Raw genomic sequence first — 21,293 nt, 5'->3', positions numbered from 1 at the left:
AGCGCCGATGGTAGTGTGGGGTCTCCCCATGTGAGAGTAGGGAACTGCCAGGCATCAAATAAGAAGAACCCCGTACCGTAAGGTGCGGGGTTTTTTGCTTTTGTTTTTCTCCCTCTTCCTGCGGGAGAGGGCATCAGACCGCACACCACCCCACAATAAACTCAGCAATCCCATCCTCATCATTTAAATCCAGCACTGGAACCTCAACATCGAGAGCGACATCGCTGGCCACCGCAATGACATGCTCATCCAGCGTTAACTCGCTAACATCATGCCCGGCATCGCTTCTGAACAGCAGGATCTTTGCAACGGCCTCATGCTTAAATCCCTCAACCAGCACCAGATCAAGCGTGGAGTGATCCATCCGACTAACCAGATACGCGAGATCCAGCGGTGCTTCATCGGGCGTTTCCGTCATCAATGCCCACCGCTCACGACTTGCCACCATGGTTTGCGCGGCACCTGCCTTACGCAGTTCATAGCTGTCTTTACCCGGTTTATCGACGTCCATATTGTGGTGGGTATGCTTAATCAGCCCTGGGCGGATGCATCTGGCACAAAGTGCGGGTATCAGCTTTTTAAGCAGCGTCGTTTTCCCGGTACCACTCCAGGCGGCGATAGCTAAAACAGGCGTCATTTTTTCTCCTGCATGGTCTGTAAATCTTCCGTCGTATTCACGTTCACAAATGCAGACTTCCAGTCACTAAAATCAACGGAATGGCCGCCTGACTGACGCATAAACACCATGACTCTTCGCTCTCCCGCCGTTAGGTAATCCTGCAGCGCTGGAACTAATGATCTATGAATCAGCGTAATAGCAGGATGGTCACGCTCACCGTCATGCACCCAGACAACCGGTGCACCATCACGAAATTGCACGAGACGCTCGACAAGGCAGGAGGGAATAAATGGCGTATCACACGGGCAGAAAACAAACCACTCTGCCTCAGACTGCTGCATGACCGAGAGTATGCCGGCCAACGGTCCTGGGTAATCCCCAAGAGTATCCTGATAAACGGGGTATCCGCTGCGCTGATAAATATCGATATGGCGATTGGCACTGATGGCCATTGCCGCAACCTGATCTGCAAGCGTGTCAGCAACATGCTGCCAAAGTGGCTTACCGTTAAGATGCTGAAGCCCCTTATCTTTTCCCGCCATGCGCGTTGCCCTGCCACCCGCCAGAACCACTCCGATGATTTCCTGACCCGGATTCACGAATATCGCCTCTTTTATTGTGGGATTGACCCTGCTAACGTGTCACTCTAAATGAAAGGAGCACCACCATGAAATGTAAACGTCTGAATGAAGTCATTGAACTCCTCCAGCCAGCCTGGCAAAAAGAGCCAGAGCTGAATCTGATGCAATTTTTACAGAAACTGGCGAAAGAGTCAGGTTTTGAAGGTGAACTGACAGACCTTTCTGACGACATCCTGATCTATCACCTCAAAATGCGTGACTCTGCCAAAGATGCTGTTATTCCTGGTATTCAGAAAGATTATGAGGAAGATTTTAAAACCGCATTGCTGCGCGCCCGAGGCGTAATTAAAGAGTAAAAGCTTGTAAGCGGCGGCACCGAAATCGCCACAAGATGATATCCTGAATCATTCGTATAATTTCCGGATGATCGGATGAACGACCAGGCTTTTACTTTCCAGACATTACACCCGGATACCATTATGGATGCGCTGTTTGAGCAGGGTATTCGGGTGGATTCCGGGCTAACCCCGCTAAATAGCTACGAAAACCGCGTCTATCAATTCCAGGACGAGGATCGTCAGCGCTTCGTTGTTAAGTTCTATCGCCCCAAGCGCTGGTCCGCTGAACAAATTCAGGAAGAGCATCAGTTTGCTCACGATTTACTGAATGATGAAGTTCCTGTTGCCGCACCGATAAAATTCAATAACCAAACGCTCCTTACGCACGAAGGGTTCTATTACGCCGTATTTCCCAGTCTGGGTGGCCGCCAGTTTGAAGCGGATAATATCGACCAAATGGAGTGGGTCGCCCGCTATCTGGGGCGCATCCACCAGACGGGACGCAAAACGTCGTTTATTGCCCGCCCGACTATCGGAATTCAGGAATACCTTATTGAACCCCGCCAGGTCTTCGAAACCTCAGCGTTTATTCCCTCTGCGTTAAAGGACGCGTTTCTCAGCGCGACGGATAAACTTATTGGGGCGGTAAAAGCCTGCTGGCGCGATGATATTTCTGTCCTGCGTTTGCATGGTGATTGTCATGCCGGGAATATTCTCTGGCGCGATGGCCCTCTGTTTGTTGACCTCGATGATGCGAGGATGGGGCCTGCAGTGCAGGATTTGTGGATGTTGCTCAACGGCGACAAAGCCGAGCAACGTATGCAGCTTGAAACGATTATTGAAGCCTATGAAGAGTTTAGCCCTTTTAATTCAGACGAAATTGCCCTGATAGAACCTTTACGTGCGATGCGTTTTGTTTATTATCTCGCATGGTTAATCAGGCGTTGGGATGATCCCGCATTTCCTCGTAATTTCCCGTGGCTTACCGGAGAGGATTACTGGCGCAACCAGATATCCACATTTACTGAGCAGGTTAAGGTTCTTCAGGAACCCCCACTGCAACTAACGCCGATGTATTAATTGGACACACCCAGGAGAGAGTTAATCATGAAAAAAATTTGGCTGGCGCTGGCAGGTATGATTCTGGCATTTAGCGCTTCTGCTGCACAGTTTACCGACGGCAAACAGTACATCACGCTGGACAAGCCCGTCGCTGGCGAGCCACAGGTTCTCGAGTTCTTCTCGTTCTATTGCCCACACTGCTATGAGTTTGAGCAGGTGCTGCATGTTGCTGACAACGTGAAGAAAAAGCTGCCGGAAGGCACCAAAATGACCAAATACCACGTTGAGTTCCTGGGCCCATTGGGTAAAGACCTGACTCAGGCGTGGGCGGTTGCGATTGCGCTGGGTGTGGAAGATAAGATCACCTCCCCTATGTTTGAAGCGGTGCAGAAAACCCAGACCGTCCAGACCGCAGCAGATATTCGTAAAGTGTTCGTTGACGCAGGCGTGAAAGGTGAAGACTACGACGCCGCATGGAACAGCTTTGTCGTGAAATCGCTGGTTGCTCAACAGGAAAAAGCCGCAGCCGATCTGCAGCTCCAGGGCGTTCCGGCGATGTATGTTAACGGCAAATATCAGCTGAACATGCAGGGCATGGACACCAGCAGCATGGATATCTTCGTACAGCAGTACGCAGACACCGTGAAATACCTGGTCGAGAAGAAGTAAACCCAATGATATAAAAACGCCGGTCAATGACCGGCGTTTTTGTTTGAAGCTTTGATGTTCTCTATCTGCTCATCTTTCTCTTTCCAGAGCGTATTAAGCCAAAGCTGGAAACGACGTTTGAAGTTCTTATCGTTAACGTAATCCCCATGCAGTTCGGTATCAATTGGCACCAGATCGACACGAACCACAATACGCGTCAGCTTGCCGCTGAGCATATCGAAGAAAGGCGTCTTATCGTTTTCCGGATAGCAGAGCGTCACGTTCAGTAATTTATCGAACTGTGCCCCCAGCACGTTAAGCGCCATGGCAATACCCGCCGCCTTGGGGGGCAGCAGGTTCTGATAAGGGGAGCGAGTCTGAAGACGCTTCTCTTCTGTAAACCGCGAGCCTTCGACAAAATTCACAATCGTTGTCGGATGTGCGCGAAACTTCTCGCAGGAACGACGCGTCGTTTCCACATCCTTACCACGCCGCTCCGGGTGGCGAATCAAATAGCTGCGCGAATAGCGTTTCATAAACGGCATATCCAGCGCCCAGCAGGCCAGGCCGATAAACGGTACCCAGGCCAGCTGTTGCTTCAGGAAGTATTTGTTCATCGGGATATGCTTACGGAACAGCACACATAACACCACGATGTCGGCCCAGCTGTGATGATTACAGATCAGCAGATACCAGTTCTTTTTGTTGAGTCTTTCCAGGCCCTCAACGTCCCACTTCAGGTGAGGATTCAGGCGCAGCAGGATGGCCAACCCTTCGCACCAGCAGTACATCATGAAATTACAAAACGCCGACACGGCTCGCCAAACCGTAGGCAAAGGTAACAGCAGTTTAATTATCCCGGCGATGATGATCGGTACAGAACAGGCGATCGTTACCAGAATAGTTAAAATGATGCTTAACAGTAATGTTATTGCAGCGAGCAATCTCGACATGATGAGCTTTTTCAAATGGTTAGCTGTAAGTTAGCGACCGACTATCCGGTGCAGGGCGCTGATTTTATCAGAAATCAGACAAAATAATGGGGCTTTCATACGGAGAGTTGACAGACAGTATCTCGCTGCAGAAGATTTCACTACTATTACGCAGCAAACCGGGCATATATCCACATATGCTATATTCTCATTAGCTAGCAATATAAATCACTGTCCGTATATAACTAATTGATAAATAGATTATAATTATGTGTCTTTACGCTTTTTTTGCCTTTGTTAGTCATATGAAGTGAAAGTATTCACAAACTTATCCACAGTTTAAATTTTGCGAGCGATCCTCACGATCGTAAAATCTTTTCCTGTATCAGGCGCTAATAACTGATGTTTTCATCCTTCTGTGGCATCCTTTAGTCATAAATTGATTAAAGGCACGGACATTATGGTTCAGATCCCAGAAAACCCTCTTATTCTCGTCGACGGCTCTTCTTACCTGTATCGGGCGTATCATGCGTTTCCTCCTCTGACCAATAGCGCAGGGGAACCTACCGGCGCGATGTACGGTGTACTTAACATGCTGCGTAGCCTGATCCTTCAGTATCAGCCAACCCACGCGGCAGTCGTTTTTGATGCGAAAGGCAAAACTTTCCGCGACGAGTTATTTGAGCATTACAAATCTCACCGTCCGCCAATGCCTGACGATCTGCGTGCGCAGATTGAGCCGCTGCACGCGATGGTGAAAGCGATGGGGCTGCCACTGCTGGCGGTTTCTGGTGTTGAAGCGGATGACGTCATTGGCACCCTGGCGCGTGAAGCCGAAAAAATGGGCCGTCCGGTTCTCATCAGTACTGGTGATAAAGATATGGCGCAGCTGGTGACGCCAGGGATCACCCTGATTAACACCATGACCAACACCATCCTCGGCCCTGAAGAGGTGGTCGCAAAATATGGCGTGCCGCCAGAGTTGATTATCGATTTCCTCGCGTTGATGGGCGACTCATCGGATAACATCCCAGGCGTGCCAGGCGTTGGCGAAAAAACGGCACAGGCACTCCTTCAGGGACTGGGCGGGCTGGATACGCTGTATGCAGAGTCTGACAAAATCGCCGGGCTCTCCTTCCGTGGCGCAAAAACCATGGCCGGGAAGCTGGAAGAGAATAAAGAGGTGGCTTATCTCTCCTATAAGCTGGCGACGATTAAAACCGATGTTGAGCTGGAACTGGGATGTGAGCAGCTTGAGGTACAACAACCATCTGCGGATGACCTGCTGAGCCTGTTTAAGAAATACGAATTTAAGCGCTGGACCACCGACGTGGAAGCCGGTAAATGGCTGCAGGCAAAAGGCGCCAAACCGGCTGCGAAGCCAAAAGAGACGATTGTCATTGATGCCGACGATCAGGCTGAAGAAGAAGCCGCAGCGCTCTCTTTTGAGCACTACGAAACCATTCTTGAAGAGTCACAGCTGGTTGCCTGGATCGAGAAACTGAAAAAAGCACCGGTGTTTGCATTCGACACGGAAACCGACAGTCTGGATAACATTACCGCCAATATGGTGGGCCTGTCCTTTGCGACAGAGCCGGGTATCGCTGCCTATGTTCCTGTCGCGCACGATTACCTGGACGCACCGGAGCAACTCTCTCGCGAACGCGTGCTGGAACTGCTGAAGCCGATTCTGGAAGACGACAACGCGTTGAAGGTGGGGCAAAACCTCAAATACGACCGCGGTATTCTGCAAAACTACGGTATTGAGCTGCGCGGTATCGCGTTTGATACCATGCTGGAATCCTACATTCTGGACAGCGTAGCAGGCCGTCATGATATGGACTCCCTGTCTGACCGCTGGTTGAAGCACAAAACCATCACGTTTGAAGAGATTGCCGGTAAGGGCAAAAATCAGCTCACCTTTAACCAGATTGCGCTGGAAGAGGCGGGACGCTATGCGGCAGAAGATGCCGACGTCACGCTGCAGCTGCACCTGAAGATGTGGCCAAAACTGCAGAAGCACGAAGGGCCGCTGAATGTGTTTCAGAACATTGAGATGCCGCTGGTACCTGTTCTTTCACGCATCGAGCGCAACGGCGTAAAAATCGATCCGACGGTACTGCATAACCACTCGGGCGAACTCGCCCAGCGTCTGACCGAACTGGAGCAAAAGGCGCACGAGCTTGCCGGTGAGCCGTTTAACCTCTCATCGCCAAAACAGCTGCAAACCATTCTGTTTGAAAAGCAGGGGATCAAACCGCTGAAGAAAACCCCTGGCGGTGCACCGTCCACCTCTGAAGAGGTGCTGGAGGAGCTGGCGCTGGATTATCCGCTGCCAAAAGTCATTCTGGAGTACCGTGGTCTGGCAAAGCTGAAATCGACTTACACCGATAAGCTGCCGCTGATGATCAACCCGAAAACGGGTCGTGTGCATACTTCATACCATCAGGCTGTGGCGGCCACCGGACGTCTCTCCTCGACCGATCCAAACCTGCAGAACATTCCGGTACGAAATGAAGAAGGGCGCCGCATTCGTCAGGCGTTTATTGCACCTGATGACTATCTGATTGTTTCTGCTGACTACTCGCAAATCGAGCTGCGCATTATGGCGCACCTCTCGCGTGATAAGGGCCTGTTGACGGCCTTTGCCGAAGGGAAGGACATTCACCGGGCAACCGCTGCGGAAGTCTTTGGTCTGCCGCTGGACAGCGTGACAAACGAGCAACGCCGCAGCGCGAAAGCAATCAACTTCGGCCTGATTTACGGCATGAGCGCCTTCGGTCTTTCACGCCAGCTTAATATTCCGCGTAAAGAGTCGCAGAAGTATATGGATCTCTACTTCGAGCGATATCCGGGCGTACTGGAATATATGGAACGCACCCGCGCGCAGGCGAAGGAAAAAGGCTACGTTGAAACCCTGGACGGTCGTCGTCTCTACTTACCCGACATTAAATCCAGCAACGCGGCGCGGCGCGCCGGGGCAGAACGTGCTGCAATCAACGCCCCGATGCAGGGAACCGCAGCTGACATCATCAAGCGCGCGATGATCGCCGTGGATGCCTGGCTGGAAAAAGAGAAACCGCGCGTGAAAATGATCATGCAGGTACACGATGAACTGGTGTTCGAAGTGCACAAAGACGATCTCGATAGCGTGTCGAAGACAATCCACGAACTGATGGAAAACAGCATGAAACTCGATGTGCCGTTGCTGGTGGAAGTGGGAAGTGGTGAAAACTGGGATCAGGCTCACTAATGGTTCGGCGAATAACGCGCTTTTTATGTAAGTTAGCAACATAACGAGGTGCGTTTTGTGACGATCATTAGAATTCCCTATGTAAAGAATGAAAAAAAACTACAAAAAGTGCTTTTTCTGCAGCAAAAAAAGGGGTAGAGTTAGCGGCGTAGGGTACAGAGGTAAGATGTTCTATCTTTCAGACCTTTTACTTCACGTAATCGGATTTGGCTGAATATTTTAGCCGCCCCAGTCAGTAATGACTGGGGCGTTTTTTATTGCGGCAAAGGAAATTTCGGACAAAAAAAAGCGCGGCCATGGCCGCGCCCGGTATTACCCTTCTTCCGCTTCTGTTGCGGGCTCCAGCTCGCTGAACCAGCTGTCGAGCTTCTGACGCAGCTTATCCACACCCTGCTTTTTCAGCGAGGAGAACGCCTCAACCTGCACATCTCCGTTGAATGCCAGTACCGCTTCACGAACCATATTCACCTGCGCTTTACGCGCGCCGCTCGCCAGCTTATCCGCTTTTGTCAGCAGCACCAGAACGGCAATATCGCTTGCCACAGCCCAGTCGATCATCTGCTGATCAAGGTCTTTCAGCGGGTGGCGAATATCCATCAGCACCACCAGGCCTTTCAGGCACATGCGCTTTTCCAGGTATTCACCCAGCGCGCGCTGCCACTTGATCTTCATCTCTTCCGGTACCTGCGCGTAACCGTACCCCGGTAAATCGACCAGGCGTTTGCCTTCGGCCACTTCAAACAGGTTAATCAGCTGGGTACGGCCAGGTGTTTTTGAGGTACGCGCCAGGTTCTTCTGATTGGTCAGCGTATTCAGTGCGCTGGATTTCCCCGCATTCGAGCGGCCAGCAAAGGCCACTTCGATGCCGGTATCAGAGGGCAGGTGGCGAATATCGGGCGCACTGGTGACAAAATGCGTCTGTTGGTAGTTCCAAGTAGTCACGTGGTCGTCTCCAAAAATCGTAATCTGCGGGGGATTATACCTGAATGCAGGCAAAAGGCTTTTTTGATTGCACCTGGTCTGTAGGCTTAAGCCCTGGCCGATGTGAGACATCGGCTATAGATGTTATGAGAAATTTCAGAGAAATCGCAGGTGTAAAAAAATACAAACTGTTTTAAATCATAAGATTAATATTGAGTGATTATCTGAAAATCCGTTTTTGTACCCTTTCGTTGCTTGTTAGTTTAAATGAACAAGGTAAAGTGTGCGTCAAGGCGGGGATGCCAACAGGATAATGACTTAGGGATAAGGGTCAGGAGCGCCAGGAGGCGAAGACGCAGGATTGTCAGGATGACCAGCGCCTGGAGGCGTTTTAACAGGAAAAGGAACCGTATCACGGACGGTATCAGCCAACGGATAAACAGGGTTTGTTGTAGGCAAACACGGAATGTCTGACCCGTTAAGGGTTATGAGTCAGGAAAAAAGGCGACAGATTGCTCTGTCGCCTTTTTTCTTTGCTTGCTTTCTGCTAGATTTCGCCGCAATTCTATACTGAAGAAAACGACTTAAAGATAAAACATCATGAAAAAACCGACCTCCGCAGCGGGCGCGAAACGCCCTGCCAAAGCACGCCGCAAAACGCGCGAAGAACTGAACCAGGAAGCGCGCGATCGCAAACGCGAAAAAAAACATCGCGGTCATGCTGCGGGTAGCCGTGCAAACGGTGGCGGTGCATCTGGCGCTTCTGCTAAAAATAAGCCGCAGAAAGATCCACGTATCGGCAGTAAAACTCCCATTCCACTGGGCGTGACAGACACCCCGGTCACTAAGCAGCACAAACCAAAGAGCGAGAAACCTATGCTTTCACCGCAGGCTGAGCTGGATTTGCTGGAGAACGATGAGCGCCTGGACGCGCTGCTGGAACGTCTTGAAGAGGGTGAAACCCTGACCGCTGAAGAGCAGTCCTGGGTGGATGCCAAACTGGATCGCATCGACGAACTGATGCAGAAGCTGGGCCTGTCATACGACGATGACGAAGATGAAGAAGAAGACGAAAAGCAGGAAGATATGATGCGTCTTCTGAAGGGTGGAAACTAACATTTGCACCCGGCAGGAACGATAGTCCTGCTTATAACCCTTCCGGTTATATGTTATCTGGTGTGGTTATTCGTTAAACTACGGCGGTTGTCGCGGCGACAGAAGTGGCTGCGCACCCGAATGATGGTCCGCAATGGGGCCAGAACGGGCCGCCGTATACGAACGCGACACCAACGGAAGGAGTGAGCATGTCTGTACCATCTATCGACTGGGATTTGGCCCTGATCCAGAAATATAACTATTCCGGGCCGCGTTACACCTCATACCCCACCGCGCTGGAGTTCTCCGATGCCTTCGGTGAGGGTGATTTTCAGCAGGCCGTCGCGCGCTATCCAGAACGCCCGCTGTCGCTCTACGTCCATATTCCGTTCTGCCATAAGCTCTGCTATTTCTGCGGCTGCAATAAAATTGTCACCCGTCAGCAGCATAAAGCCGATCAGTATCTGGATGCGCTGGAGCAGGAAATTTTGCATCGCGCGCCGTTGTTTACTGGCCGTCATGTCAGCCAGCTTCACTGGGGCGGCGGTACGCCAACCTATCTGAATAAAGCGCAGATCAGCCGTTTGATGGCGCTTCTTCGCAGCAATTTCCATTTTAATGACGACGCCGAAATCTCGATCGAGGTCGATCCGCGTGAAATTGAGCTGGATGTGCTGGATCATTTACGTGCCGAAGGCTTCAATCGCCTGAGTATGGGCGTTCAGGACTTCAATAAAGAGGTCCAGCGTCTGGTGAACCGCGAGCAGGACGAAGAATTTATCTTTGCCTTACTCAACCATGCGCGTGAAATTGGTTTCACCTCAACCAATATCGATCTGATTTACGGCCTGCCAAAGCAGACGCCGGAGAGCTTTGCTTTTACGCTGAAACGCGTGGCTGAACTTAACCCGGACCGCCTGAGCGTGTTTAACTATGCGCATCTGCCGACGCTCTTTGCCGCGCAGCGCAAAATCAAAGATGCCGATCTGCCTTCTGCTCAACAGAAACTGGATATTCTCCAGGAAACCATTACCTCGCTGACCGAGACCGGATATCAGTTTATCGGTATGGATCACTTTGCCCGTCCGGATGACGAGCTGGCTGTTGCTCAGCGCGAAGGGGTACTGCACCGTAATTTCCAGGGCTATACCACCCAGGGCGATACCGATTTGCTGGGGATGGGCGTTTCCGCCATCAGCATGATTGGCGATTGCTACGCGCAAAACCAGAAAGAGTTGAAGCTCTACTATCAGCAGGTGGATGAAAAGGGCAACGCGCTGTGGCGCGGCATCGCGTTAACACGTGACGACTGCATTCGTCGTGATGTGATTAAGGCGCTTATCTGCAACTTCCGTCTCGATTTCAGCGACGTTGAGTCGCAGTGGGATCTGCACTTTAGCGATTATTTTGCAGAAGACCTGAAGCTGCTGGCACCGCTTGCGAAGGACGGGCTGGTGGATGTGTCGGAGAATGCGATTGAGGTCACGCCGAAAGGACGTTTATTGATTCGTAATATCTGCATGTGCTTTGACGCTTACCTTCGGCAGAAAGCGCGTATGCAGCAGTTCTCGCGGGTGATTTAAGCCGCAAAAGCATGAAACGTAGGCCGGGTAAGGCGAAGCCGCCACCCGGCTTTTACATTTTTACCCGCTAGCTAAACAGACCAACCAGCGCCGCACACAACACTGCAGCAACTGCGGTTTGCGGCGTGTGGCTTTCTGCGGCTCCGCTAGAGAGCATATGTACTAATGTTTCCAGCATGATGTTCACCCCCAATTTCCGGGCACGATCATACAAAACTCATCGACACAGTAAAGCGCAAAATAACGGCAATTTGCGCTCAATTAGTAATCTTTACACAGCGGTGAAGATTACTCCATTCCAAGCTCTTTAAGCTTACGCGTCAGGGTATTACGTCCCCATCCCAGCAGGCGGGCTGCTTCCTGTTTATGGCCCTGCGTATGACGAAGCGCGGTGGTTAACAGCGTGCGTTCCATCTCCGGCTGCGCCTCAGAGAGCAAATTTTGATGACCGGAACGCAGCGCGCGATCGGCCCACTGCGCCAGCAGCGTCGCCCAGCTGTCCGGCAGCGCATGGCCCGTACTGCTTTCAGGGGCAGTTGCTTCAAACAGCTCGGCCGGCAGATCCTGAATCAAGACCTCCTGTCCGGCGGCCATGACGGTGAGCCAGCGACAGGTATTTTCCAGTTGACGCACGTTACCCGGCCAGGCCAGGCGGGTGAGGGCGGCATCGGTTTCCGGGTGAAGCTGTTTGGCTTCGACACCCAGTTCACGCGCGGCGACCTGCAGGAAGTGACGCGCCAGGCGAGGGATATCTTCGCGACGTTCACGTAGCGGCGGCAGATGGACGCGGATGACGTTCAGGCGATGGAATAAATCCTCACGGAATTTTCCCTCCTGCACGCGTTGCTCCAGGTTCTGGTGTGTCGCGGCAATAATGCGTACATCCACTTTCACCGGCGCATACCCGCCCACGCGATAAAACTGTCCGTCGGCCAGCACGCGCAGAAGACGGGTCTGAACATCCAGCGGCATATCGCCAATTTCATCCAGGAATAATGTCCCCCCGTCAGCCTGTTCGAAGCGGCCCTGACGAATGGTATTTGCCCCGGTAAAGGCGCCTTTTTCATGGCCGAACAGTTCGGATTCAATCAAATCTTTCGGGATAGCCGCCATATTCAGGGCGATAAACGGCGCTTTTGCCCGCGGGCTATGGCGATGTAAGGCGTGCGCGACCAGCTCTTTACCGGTGCCCGATTCGCCATTAATCAATACGCTGATGGACGAACGCGACAGACGGCCAATAATGCGAAACACATCCTGCATCGCCGGTGCTTCGCCAATGATGTCCGTGGTAGGGCCGAAATCGGGCGCATTACGGGGCTGTTGCTGCTCCTGGTAATGGCTAATGGCGCGCTCAACCAGCGCGACCGCTTCGTCGATATCAAATGGCTTGGGCAGGTAGTCGAATGCCCCTTGCTGATAGGCGCTAACGGCGGCATCCAGATCGGAGTGTGCCGTCATTATGATGACCGGAAGCATAGGGTGGCGTTGTTTGATCTGCTTTAAAAGCGCCAGCCCGTCCATACCCGGCATACGAATATCCGACAGCAGAACATCCGGCGTTTTGGTGGTGAGTGCGTCGAGCACTTCGCTGCCGCTCTCAAACGTCGTGCAGCTTAATCCCGCCCCTGTGAGCGCGCGTTCAAGCACCCAACGGATGGAGCTATCGTCATCGACTACCCAGACTATCCCTCGTTGCATAAACGTCACCTTTATTTTTTAATCGGCAGGAAAACCGAAAACTCGGTATGTCCCGGCCAACTGGTAAATTCAATTTTTCCAGAGTGTTGATCGATCAAACTGCGGGCAATGGATAATCCCAGCCCGGTACCGCCTTCGCGACCGCTGACCATCGGGTAGAACAGGGTGTCCTGCAGATGAGATGGGATCCCCGGCCCGTTGTCCTCAACGTCGATGCGTGCCGCCAGCCGATAGCGCACGCCATGCAAGGTGAGCTGGAATGCGGTTCGGGTACGCAAAATGATTTCGCCGCCTTCCGGTCCCAGAGCCTGCAGCGCATTACGCACAATATTCAGCAGGACCTGCTCAATTTGGTCCGGATCGTGCGCCAGTTCCGGCAGGCTGGGGTCATAATCACGCACCAGCGTAACGTTCTCCGGCAGCTCCATTGAGACGAGCTTCACCACCCGTTCAGCCACTTTATGAATGCTTTCGGTGACGTGCATACCCGGCTGTTGCGGCCCGAGCAGGCGGTCAACCAGGTTACGCAGACGGTCGGCCTGCTCAATGATGACGTTGGTATACTCCGCCAGCGCAGGGTCCGGCAGCGCTTTGGTTAACAGCTGCGCCGCCCCGCGTAATCCGCCCAATGGGTTTTTGATTTCATGCGCCAGGCCCCGCACCAGATCGCGGGCAGCAATTTGCTGCGCATGCTGAAGTTGCTCCTGGCTCAGTCGGCGCTGATTGTCCATCGGTGCCATTTCGAGCAGGATCAGCCCTTCAGGAAGACGTTGCGCGGTAAGCGACAAAATATGCGAGCGCCCGTCGATCACCAGCGTCACTTCGTTATCGGTGAACCCCTGACCGGCCTGCAGACTTTCCTGCATCAGGCCAATGTTCAGCGAAAAATAGCTCAATAATTCTGGCAGCGGAGTGCCAAACAGTTTGCGTGCGCTTTGGGCGAGCAGTTGCTGCGCCGCCGGGTTGGCGTAATGAACAGCCAGCTCGTCGTCGACCAGCAAAATGCTGTTAATTAACGAATTGAGGATCTGCCCAGCATCGGGCAGCGTGCCAGTTGCCATTCAGCAGTCTCCTGGAGTTGGTTGCACTAATTTAGTGCAGTATAGCTTTTTCGTCGTAAAAAGCGCGTGAGATCAGGTTGTTGGTGGAGAAAAAAGCCCATCCGGAGATGGGCTGAAAGTTTCCACGGCAACAAAAAAAAGCTTTCGGGGCCGCGCCTGAAGGGTGGCGCGAAACCCGTTGTAACTTAAACGCTGTAGTACAGTTCGAATTCAACCGGATGCGGAGTCATGCGCACGCGGTCGTTCTCTTCAGTACGCAGGGCGATGTAGGCATCGATAGCGTCGTCAGTGAACACGCCACCCGCAGTCAGGAACTCGCGGTCAGCGTCCAGTGCCTGCAGGGCTTCTTCCAGAGAGCCTGCAACCTGTGGGATCTCTTTCGCTTCTTCTGGCGGCAGGTCATACAGGTTTTTGTCCATCGCTTCGCCTGGGTGGATCTTGTTCTTGATACCGTCCAGACCGGCCATCAGCAGTGCTGCGAAGCACAGGTATGGGTTAGCTGCTGGATCCGGGAAGCGCACTTCGATACGACGCGCTTTAGGAGAAGCCACCACCGGGATACGGATAGAAGCAGAACGGTTACGCGCTGAGTAAGCCAGCATAACAGGTGCTTCGTAGCCTGGGACCAGACGCTTGTAAGAGTTGGTGGTTGGGTTCGCCAGGGCGTTGATCGCTTTAGCGTGTTTGATTACGCCGCCAATGTAGTACAGCGCCTGCTCAGACAGACCTGCATATTTGTCACCAGAGAACAGGTTGGTACCGTTCTTGGACAGGGACATGTGGCAGTGCATACCGGAACCGTTGTCGCCAAACATTGGTTTTGGCATGAAGGTCGCGGTTTTACCGAAACGGTGTGCAACGTTGTGCACAACGTATTTGTAGATCTGAATTTCGTCCGCTTTTTTGGTCATGGTGTTGAAGCGGGTTGCCACTTCGTTCTGACCAGCAGTCGCCACTTCGTGGTGGTGAGCTTCAACTACCAGGCCCATCTCTTCCATCACCAGACACATGGTGGAACGGATGTCCTGTGAAGAATCGACCGGAGGAACCGGGAAGTAACCGCCTTTCACGCCAGGACGGTGACCTTTGTTACCACCTTCGTATTTGGTGGAGGAGTTCCATGCACCTTCGATGTCGTCGATAGCCACGTGGGAGCCAGAGATAGAGGCACCGAAACGAATGTCATCGAACAGGAAGAATTCTGGCTCTGGCCCGAACAGAACGGTGTCTGCGATGCCGGTAGAACGCAGGTACTCTTCTGCACGTTTAGCGATGGAGCGTGGGTCACGGTCGTAGCCCTGCAGCGTGCCTGGCTCGAGGATATCGCAACGGATGATCAGGGTTGGCTCTTCGAAGAACGGATCAATGACCGCCGTGGTCGCGTCTGGCATCAGAACCATGTCAGATTCGTTAATGCCTTTCCAGCCACCAATGGAGGAGCCGTCAAACATTTTGCCTTCTTCAAAGAATTCGGCGTTTACCTGATGAGCAGGAATAGTGACGTGCTGTTCTTTACCTTTAGTATCGGTGAAGCGCAGATCAACAAACTTCACTTCATGTTCGTTCAGCATCGTCAAAACGTGTTCAGCGGACATACTTAACTCTCCAGATTGGTCATTGTCGTCGTGGTAACGAGGTCTTCAACTTCTATCAAGGTGGCTATGAGGCCATCTTTTTGCCGTATTTTTATAAAGCGAAATCTGTGCCAACTTTTAAAACACCCCAAAAAGGCGTTATCATGCGCACCATAGTGCAAAAGTGCTGCACCACAATGGTTATGTTGCACCAGTATAGTGCTTCAGTGTGAACACTGAGCACCATATTGGTGCAATTTTCGTTAAAGTGCCCTTTTTACGCTCCGTGAAAGCGATCACAAAGCATCTCTGCAATACTTGTTTGCGGGGGATGTTTGTGATCCTGTTTTGTAGTGCGATTAATCCGTGTACAATAACGCGCTATTTCTAATGCCTGAGGCAAAGTTGTGATCGAAAATTTGCGTAACATCGCCATCATCGCGCACGTTGACCATGGTAAAACTACCCTGGTTGATAAGCTGCTGCAGCAATCCGGTACGTTTGATGCACGTGCCGAAACTCAAGAGCGTGTGATGGACTCCAACGATTTGGAGAAAGAGCGTGGGATTACCATCCTCGCGAAAAACACCGCTATCAAATGGAATGACTACCGTATCAACATCGTTGATACCCCAGGGCACGCCGACTTCGGTGGTGAAGTTGAGCGCGTGATGTCCATGGTGGATTCCGTGCTGCTGGTGGTTGACGCCTTTGACGGCCCAATGCCGCAAACGCGTTTCGTGACCAAAAAAGCATTTGCCCATGGCCTGAAGCCTATTGTTGTTATCAACAAGGTTGACCGTCCTGGCGCACGTCCTGACTGGGTTGTTGATCAGGTGTTTGACCTGTTCGTGAACCTTGACGCGACCGACGAGCAGCTGGACTTCCCTATCATCTACGCTTCGGCGTTGAATGGTATTGCGGGTCTGGATCACGAAGATATGGCGGCAGACATGACCCCGCTGTATCAGGCGATTGTCGATCACGTACCGGCTCCGGATGTTGATCTTGATGGTCCTCTGCAGATGCAGATCTCCCAGCTGGACTACAACAACTACGTTGGCGTTATCGGTATCGGCCGCATCAAACGCGGTAAAGTGAAGCCGAACCAGCAGGTTACTATCATCGATAGCGAAGGCAAAACCCGTAACGGTAAAGTGGGCAAAGTGCTGACTCACCTGGGTCTGGAGCGTATCGACAGCGATCTGGCTGAAGCGGGTGATATCATCGCGATCACCGGTCTGGGCGAGCTGAACATCTCTGACACCATCTGCGACCCGCAGAACGTGGAAGCGCTGCCAGCCCTGTCTGTTGATGAACCAACGGTAACCATGTTCTTCAACGTCAACACCTCTCCGTTCTGTGGTAAAGAAGGTAAATTCGTTACCTCTCGTCAGATCCTTGACCGCCTGAACAAAGAGCTGGTGCACAACGTTGCGCTGCGCGTTGAAGAAACGGAAGACGCTGATGCCTTCCGCGTATCCGGTCGTGGTGAACTGCACCTGTCTGTTCTGATCGAAAACATGCGTCGTGAAGGTTTCGAGATGGCGGTTTCCCGTCCGAAAGTTATCTTCCGCGAAATCGACGGCCGTAAACAAGAGCCGTTCGAAAACGTAACGCTGGACGTTGAAGAGCAGCACCAGGGTTCTGTGATGCAGGCTCTGGGTGAGCGTAAAGGCGACCTGAAAAACATGAATCCAGATGGCAAAGGCCGCGTACGTCTCGACTACGTGATCCCAAGCCGTGGCCTGATCGGCTTCCGTTCTGAGTTCATGACCATGACTTCCGGTACCGGTCTGCTGTACTCCACCTTCAGCCACTACGACGACGTACGTCCGGGTGAAGTGGGCCAGCGTAACAACGGCGTGCTGATCTCTAACGGTCAGGGTAAAGCGGTTGCGTTTGCGCTGTTCGGTCTGCAGGATCGCGGTAAGCTGTTCCTGGGTCACGGTGCTGAAGTGTATGAAGGCCAGATCATTGGTATTCACAGTCGTTCTAACGACCTGACGGTAAACTGCCTGACCGGTAAGAAACTGACCAACATGCGTGCGTCCGGTACTGACGAAGCAACGGTTCTGGTTCCACCGATCAAGATGACGCTGGAGCAGGCTCTGGAATTCATCGATGACGACGAACTGGTAGAAGTGACTCCACTGTCTATCCGTATCCGTAAACGTCACCTGACCGAGAACGATCGTAAACGTGCAATGCGCGGTGCGAAAGAAGAGTAATACGGTCAATCCGTTAGCCGGGTAAGCGCATGCGCCGCCCGGCAGTAAAAAGCCGCTGATTGCTCAGCGGCTTTTTTTTATTAGAACGAATACCGCAATCCCAGGCGAATCCGGTACTGCTCCCGGTTGTAATCATTCCATCTGTCCAGCCACTGCAGTTCAAGATATGGCAGCCAGTTTTTGTCGATCTTGTAGCTGAATTTATTGGTAATTTCCCAGTGATGATCTTTGCCATTTTTGCTGTGGTAATCATTCACCCGCTGGAAAAAGTGCGGTTCAAAGGTATAAAAAAACGCATCCGTCACTTTGAAATTCCAGTAGTTAGCAAACTCATGCGTATCGTTCTTATCCATCTGCCCGTTATAGTCCGGCGTATCGTAATTGTTATGGTTATAGCGATAGCGGAACGTCAGGTTGAACCCGTCCGTAAATTTATAATTGGTATCTAAATAGACCGCACCACCCGATCCTGCGCTGCTGTCGTTAATCAATCCGCCGGGCTGGAAGGTGAGCTTGTCGGTGGGTTTAAAGAGCGGATACCACCCCTCTATTTCGTTATAGCTGTGCTTAAGCTCATCCCATTTCCCCACGTTATAGGCATTGGTGAACATCAGCCCCGCGCCCATATCGAAGTTATAGCCTGCACGCAGGATCACCTCGTGTAGCTCAGAGGCCGTATTATATGCTTCGCGGGTTTCGACATAAGCCCCGGCAAATACCGGGCAGGACACAGACGACACGATCAGTACAGTAATGATTCTTTTCATAATTTGTCCATGTATCAGGTACAGAAAGGCCTCCCTCCTGATGAACAGGAAGGACATAGTGGCCGGTTTTATTGTTATAAAGTGACTGCTGACGCTTTATTGTTGGTGGTTATCTCAGGGGTATTCGCGGTTTGTTTTTTCCGTTTTCCAATCTCCTCGATAATAAAGGCGAAGCGCGCTTCGTTGAGTTTATAAAACAGCCCCATGGTCACGGCGGCAACGACGGCCAGGCCGCACGGCCAGAGGAAAATAAGCTGACGCAGACCAAGTAGCGTACCTGCGCTCTGCACCGCATGGGGAACGTAGCCAATCTGGGTCAGCATGATGCCAGGCAGAAAACCGGCGAGGGCGGCAGAGATTTTGCGCGAGAAGGTATAGCCGGTATAAACCGACCCTTCAGCACGAATGCCCGTTTTCCACTCGCCGTAATCAACGGTATCCGGTACCAGCGCCCAGTTCAGGCTGTTCACAAACGCCGTGCCGAAAAAGGCCATGCAGGAAAACAGCACGAACAGCAGGGAACTGGTCCCCCAGAAGAAGTTCAGCACGTCGCCCACCGCCCACAGCGCCAGCCCACCCAGATAAACCGGTTTTTTGCCAAAGCGCTTCACCGCACCGGGCACCAGAAACACGCCAATCAGAATGCATCCCATGCTGAAAAAGCCCATCCACGACAGCAAATGCAGATCGTTTAGCACGTACTGGGTGTAATAGACCTGAATCGCCAGCTTGATGTTAAACGCGGCAAGGGTACACAGGTTGGCGATACACAGCACCAGCAGCGGCGGATTGCGGAAAATCGCGCAGAATGATTTCAGAATGCCGGGCTTATGGTGATCGGGCGTAAGCTCCACGTAGCGCTCTTTCACGCCGCTGTAGCACCACCACATGCAGAACAGGCCGCCGGTGACGAACACCAGCGCCGCCACCAGATAGCCGAGGGAGGGCTGGCTGACGAACAGCGCCTGAATGGGCATAAAGCCGACGGTGCAGAGCAACAGCCCCACGGTTGCGCCGCCCTGACGCCACGCCGCAAGCTGTGCGCGCTCGTTCGGGTTTTTGGTAATGGCCGGGACCATCGCACCGTAGGCGCAGTTCATCAGGCTATAGCAGAGGCCAAACATCATGAAGAGCACGGTGGCGAGCGCCGTTTTCACCGTCAGGCTAAAGTCGTTGGCCATAAACTGCGCCGTCGCGACCAGCGCCACCGGGACGGAGGCATAAAGAATGAATGGCCGGAATTTTCCCTTCGCGCCGATGTTACGCCGGGAGTCCAGCAGCACGCCGGTCAGCATGTCGGTGAACGCGGTAAAAAACTTCGCTACCAGGAAAATAATGCCGCCATAGAAGGCGGGCATGCCCAGTTCGTCGGTGTAAAACTTCAGCAGATACAGCGTGCCAATACACAGCATCAGATTCGAGCCAAAATCGCCCATCCCGTAGGCGCACTTCTCTCGCAGGCTCAATTTCAGGGTTAACGGATCAGTGTTATGTGTCATGGTCGATCCTCAGAGCGCCCGCAGGGCGCTCTATCTCGTCATTTATGCCGTACGTTTACGCAGTTCGATCTCTTCCACGATGCGCACATACATCTTCTCGTTGAGATTGTAGAAACAGCCCATCGCCACAATGGTGATGACCGCCAGCAGGCTCGGATAGATAAAAATCAGCTGCCGCAGTCCTTCAACCGTTCCGGCGGATTGCACCACGTTGGGCACATAGCCAATTTGCGTGAGCATGATCCCCGGGAAGAAGCCCGCCAGTGCCTGAGATACCTTTCTGAAGAAGGTAAAGCCGGTGTAAACCGTTCCTTCAGATCGCACGCCGGTGCGCCACTCGCCGTATTCCACGGTATCGGATACCAACGCCCAGTTCAGGCTGTTCACGAACGCGGAGCCGAAGAAGGCCAGGCAGGAGAACGCCACAAAGCTCACCGAGCCGCCGCCGAAGAAGTAGTTGAGCAGATCGCCCGCCACCCAAACCATCAGCCCGCCGATATAGACTTTTTTCTTGCCGAAGCGCCGCACCGCGCCGGGCATCATAAAGACGCCGATAAAAATACAGCCCATGCTGAAGAAACCCATGTAAGACAGCAGGATCGGGTCGTTCAGCACGTACTGCGTGTAGTAAACCTGGATGGCGAGTTTGACGTTAAAGGCACCCAGCGTGCAGAGGTTGGCGATGCACAGGATAAACAGCGGACGGTTTCCGGCAATGGCGCGAAACGACTGCAACAGCCCCGGTTTTTGCGCCGGATGAGCAGGCTGCGTCTCGACGTAACGCTCGGTCACGCCTTTGTAGCACCACCACATAAAGAACAGCCCGAACAGCGAGAAAAGCGTGGCGGCAAAGATATAGCCAAGCTGATCGTTGCCCTCAATCAGGTTCATTACCGGGACAAAACCGACGGTACAGAGCAGCAGGCCAAGCGTGGCGCCGCCCTGACGCCAGGCGGCCAGCGAGGCGCGCTCGTCCGGGTTTTTGGTGATGGCGGGCACCATCGCGCCGTAAGAGCAGTTCATCATGCTGAAGAACAGGCCGTACAGCATGAACAGCACCGTTGCCATCACCGTTTTACCGGTGATTTCAAACGGCGTGCCGACGAAGTTGGCAATCGCCAGCAAGGTCACCGGGAAGGCGGCATACAGCACGAACGGGCGGAATTTCCCTTTCGGGCCGATGTTGCGCCGGGAGTCGAGCATGATCCCGGTGCCCATATCGGTGAAGGCGGTAAAGAATTTGGCAATCAGGAAGATGATCCCGCCGTAGGTACCCGGCAGGCCCAGCACGTCGGTATAAAACTTCAGCAGATACAGCGTGCCGATATCCAGCAGGATGTTAGAGCCGAGATCGCCCATCCCGTAGGCGAGTTTTTCTTTAAACGGCAGGCGTAGGGTTGCCGGATCAGAAGTATGTTGACTCATTAT

18 protein-coding genes are annotated in these 21,293 nt (G+C 52.7%); 7 read left to right on the top strand and 11 right to left on the bottom strand.

The genetic code is table 11. The features are described from left to right. Positions 1–133: 133 nt before the first annotated feature. A complete protein-coding gene (gene mobB / locus ACOTX3_RS22000) occupies positions 134–637 on the bottom strand; it encodes a molybdopterin-guanine dinucleotide biosynthesis protein MobB (protein WP_127869265.1) in 504 nt (167 codons plus the stop codon). Continuing rightward, the gene (gene mobA, locus ACOTX3_RS21995; protein ID WP_058679013.1) at positions 634–1,218 is read right to left on the bottom strand and encodes a molybdenum cofactor guanylyltransferase MobA; all 585 of its coding nucleotides are present in this window, start codon (positions 1,216–1,218) and stop codon (positions 634–636) included. Before mobA ends, mobB begins: the two co-directional genes overlap by 4 nt. A 68-nt stretch (positions 1,219–1,286) precedes the next feature. Here mobA and ACOTX3_RS21990 point away from each other — a divergent pair, with 68 nt between their 5' ends. The 3 genes from ACOTX3_RS21990 to dsbA all read left to right on the top strand — a co-directional run bounded on the left by ACOTX3_RS21990 (position 1,287) and on the right by dsbA (position 3,269). Then, positions 1,287–1,556, top strand: a complete 270-nt coding sequence (locus ACOTX3_RS21990) for a YihD family protein (protein ID WP_013099387.1) — start codon at positions 1,287–1,289, stop codon at positions 1,554–1,556. Between the two features lie 75 nt (positions 1,557–1,631). Continuing rightward, positions 1,632–2,618, top strand: coding sequence for a serine/threonine protein kinase (locus ACOTX3_RS21985; protein WP_013099386.1), 987 nt, complete (start codon positions 1,632–1,634; stop codon positions 2,616–2,618). Between the two features lie 27 nt (positions 2,619–2,645). Then, complete coding sequence (gene dsbA, locus ACOTX3_RS21980) at positions 2,646–3,269, top strand: thiol:disulfide interchange protein DsbA (RefSeq protein WP_013099385.1); 624 nt, start codon at positions 2,646–2,648, stop codon at positions 3,267–3,269. Between the two features lie 23 nt (positions 3,270–3,292). Here the strand turns inward: dsbA and ACOTX3_RS21975 are convergent, their stop codons facing one another. Next, positions 3,293–4,201 carry an acyltransferase gene (locus ACOTX3_RS21975; protein WP_013099384.1) on the bottom strand — a complete coding sequence of 303 codons (909 nt, stop codon included), beginning with the start codon at positions 4,199–4,201 and terminating at the stop codon, positions 3,293–3,295. A 439-nt stretch (positions 4,202–4,640) separates the two neighbouring features. On the opposite strand from ACOTX3_RS21975, the gene polA reads away from it, so the two are divergent. Continuing rightward, on the top strand, positions 4,641–7,433 hold the full coding sequence (gene polA, locus ACOTX3_RS21970) for a DNA polymerase I (RefSeq protein ID WP_020686869.1): 2,793 nt from the start codon (positions 4,641–4,643) through the stop codon (positions 7,431–7,433). Positions 7,434–7,745: 312 nt separating this feature from the next. On the opposite strand, the gene yihA is transcribed toward polA, so the two are convergent. Then, positions 7,746–8,375 (bottom strand): ribosome biogenesis GTP-binding protein YihA/YsxC, encoded by a 630-nt coding sequence (gene yihA / locus ACOTX3_RS21965; protein ID WP_013099382.1) that lies wholly within the window; start codon positions 8,373–8,375, stop codon positions 7,746–7,748. Between the two features lie 579 nt (positions 8,376–8,954). On the opposite strand from yihA, the gene yihI reads away from it, so the two are divergent. Then, positions 8,955–9,470, top strand: coding sequence for a Der GTPase-activating protein YihI (gene yihI, locus ACOTX3_RS21960; protein WP_013099380.1), 516 nt, complete (start codon positions 8,955–8,957; stop codon positions 9,468–9,470). A gap of 188 nt (positions 9,471–9,658) precedes the next feature. Continuing rightward, entirely contained in the window at positions 9,659–11,032 is a 1,374-nt protein-coding gene (gene hemN / locus ACOTX3_RS21955; protein WP_013099379.1) for an oxygen-independent coproporphyrinogen III oxidase, read from the top strand. Between the two features lie 67 nt (positions 11,033–11,099). On the opposite strand, the gene ACOTX3_RS21950 is transcribed toward hemN, so the two are convergent. The 4 genes from ACOTX3_RS21950 to glnA all read right to left on the bottom strand — a co-directional run bounded on the left by ACOTX3_RS21950 (position 11,100) and on the right by glnA (position 15,389). After that, a complete protein-coding gene (locus ACOTX3_RS21950) occupies positions 11,100–11,210 on the bottom strand; it encodes a YshB family small membrane protein (protein WP_032618432.1) in 111 nt (36 codons plus the stop codon). A 110-nt stretch (positions 11,211–11,320) separates the two neighbouring features. Beyond that, entirely contained in the window at positions 11,321–12,733 is a 1,413-nt protein-coding gene (gene glnG / locus ACOTX3_RS21945) for a nitrogen regulation protein NR(I) (protein WP_013099377.1), read from the bottom strand. An 11-nt stretch (positions 12,734–12,744) separates the two neighbouring features. Continuing rightward, a complete protein-coding gene (glnL, locus tag ACOTX3_RS21940) occupies positions 12,745–13,794 on the bottom strand; it encodes a nitrogen regulation protein NR(II) (RefSeq protein WP_008501857.1) in 1,050 nt (349 codons plus the stop codon). A gap of 185 nt (positions 13,795–13,979) precedes the next feature. Next, positions 13,980–15,389, bottom strand: a complete 1,410-nt coding sequence (gene glnA, locus ACOTX3_RS21935) for a glutamate--ammonia ligase (protein ID WP_013099376.1) — start codon at positions 15,387–15,389, stop codon at positions 13,980–13,982. 386 nt (positions 15,390–15,775) lie between these two features. On the opposite strand from glnA, the gene typA reads away from it, so the two are divergent. Then, on the top strand, positions 15,776–17,599 hold the full coding sequence (typA, locus tag ACOTX3_RS21930) for a ribosome-dependent GTPase TypA (protein WP_013099375.1): 1,824 nt from the start codon (positions 15,776–15,778) through the stop codon (positions 17,597–17,599). Between the two features lie 80 nt (positions 17,600–17,679). Here the strand turns inward: typA and ompL are convergent, their stop codons facing one another. From ompL to ACOTX3_RS21915, 3 genes are all read right to left on the bottom strand, one after another. Next, positions 17,680–18,366 (bottom strand): porin OmpL, encoded by a 687-nt coding sequence (gene ompL / locus ACOTX3_RS21925; protein WP_013099374.1) that lies wholly within the window; start codon positions 18,364–18,366, stop codon positions 17,680–17,682. 74 nt (positions 18,367–18,440) lie between these two features. Further along, positions 18,441–19,865: an MFS transporter gene (locus ACOTX3_RS21920; RefSeq protein ID WP_044159142.1), complete on the bottom strand. Its 1,425-nt coding sequence runs from the start codon at positions 19,863–19,865 to the stop codon at positions 18,441–18,443. Between the two features lie 42 nt (positions 19,866–19,907). Further along, positions 19,908–21,290 (bottom strand): MFS transporter, encoded by a 1,383-nt coding sequence (locus ACOTX3_RS21915; protein ID WP_013099372.1) that lies wholly within the window; start codon positions 21,288–21,290, stop codon positions 19,908–19,910. Positions 21,291–21,293 lie beyond the last annotated feature (3 nt).

It is taken from the genome of Enterobacter cloacae complex sp. IR5384 (assembly GCF_049237265.1).
Taxonomy (GTDB): domain Bacteria; phylum Pseudomonadota; class Gammaproteobacteria; order Enterobacterales; family Enterobacteriaceae; genus Enterobacter; species Enterobacter cloacae.
The sequence above is the reverse complement of the archived record's forward strand: the minus strand, read 5'-3'. Positions and strand labels throughout refer to the sequence as shown.

Bases quoted from the DNA above. Each gene is read 5' to 3' on its own strand.
- glnL (WP_008501857.1), bottom strand. From the start codon at position 13,794: ATGGCAACTGGCACGCTGCCCGATGCTGGGCAGATCCTCAATTCGTTA.
- dsbA (WP_013099385.1), top strand. From the start codon at position 2,646: ATGAAAAAAATTTGGCTGGCGCTGGCAGGTATGATTCTGGCATTTAGC.
- yihI (WP_013099380.1), top strand. From the start codon at position 8,955: ATGAAAAAACCGACCTCCGCAGCGGGCGCGAAACGCCCTGCCAAAGCA.
- ACOTX3_RS21975 (WP_013099384.1), bottom strand. From the start codon at position 4,201: ATGTCGAGATTGCTCGCTGCAATAACATTACTGTTAAGCATCATTTTA.
- polA (WP_020686869.1), top strand. From the start codon at position 4,641: ATGGTTCAGATCCCAGAAAACCCTCTTATTCTCGTCGACGGCTCTTCT.
- glnA (WP_013099376.1), bottom strand. From the start codon at position 15,389: ATGTCCGCTGAACACGTTTTGACGATGCTGAACGAACATGAAGTGAAG.
- glnG (WP_013099377.1), bottom strand. From the start codon at position 12,733: ATGCAACGAGGGATAGTCTGGGTAGTCGATGACGATAGCTCCATCCGT.
- hemN (WP_013099379.1), top strand. From the start codon at position 9,659: ATGTCTGTACCATCTATCGACTGGGATTTGGCCCTGATCCAGAAATAT.
- ACOTX3_RS21915 (WP_013099372.1), bottom strand. From the start codon at position 21,290: ATGAGTCAACATACTTCTGATCCGGCAACCCTACGCCTGCCGTTTAAA.
- ACOTX3_RS21920 (WP_044159142.1), bottom strand. From the start codon at position 19,865: ATGACACATAACACTGATCCGTTAACCCTGAAATTGAGCCTGCGAGAG.
- ACOTX3_RS21950 (WP_032618432.1), bottom strand. From the start codon at position 11,210: ATGCTGGAAACATTAGTACATATGCTCTCTAGCGGAGCCGCAGAAAGC.
- ompL (WP_013099374.1), bottom strand. From the start codon at position 18,366: ATGAAAAGAATCATTACTGTACTGATCGTGTCGTCTGTGTCCTGCCCG.
- ACOTX3_RS21990 (WP_013099387.1), top strand. From the start codon at position 1,287: ATGAAATGTAAACGTCTGAATGAAGTCATTGAACTCCTCCAGCCAGCC.
- ACOTX3_RS21985 (WP_013099386.1), top strand. From the start codon at position 1,632: ATGAACGACCAGGCTTTTACTTTCCAGACATTACACCCGGATACCATT.
- mobB (WP_127869265.1), bottom strand. From the start codon at position 637: ATGACGCCTGTTTTAGCTATCGCCGCCTGGAGTGGTACCGGGAAAACG.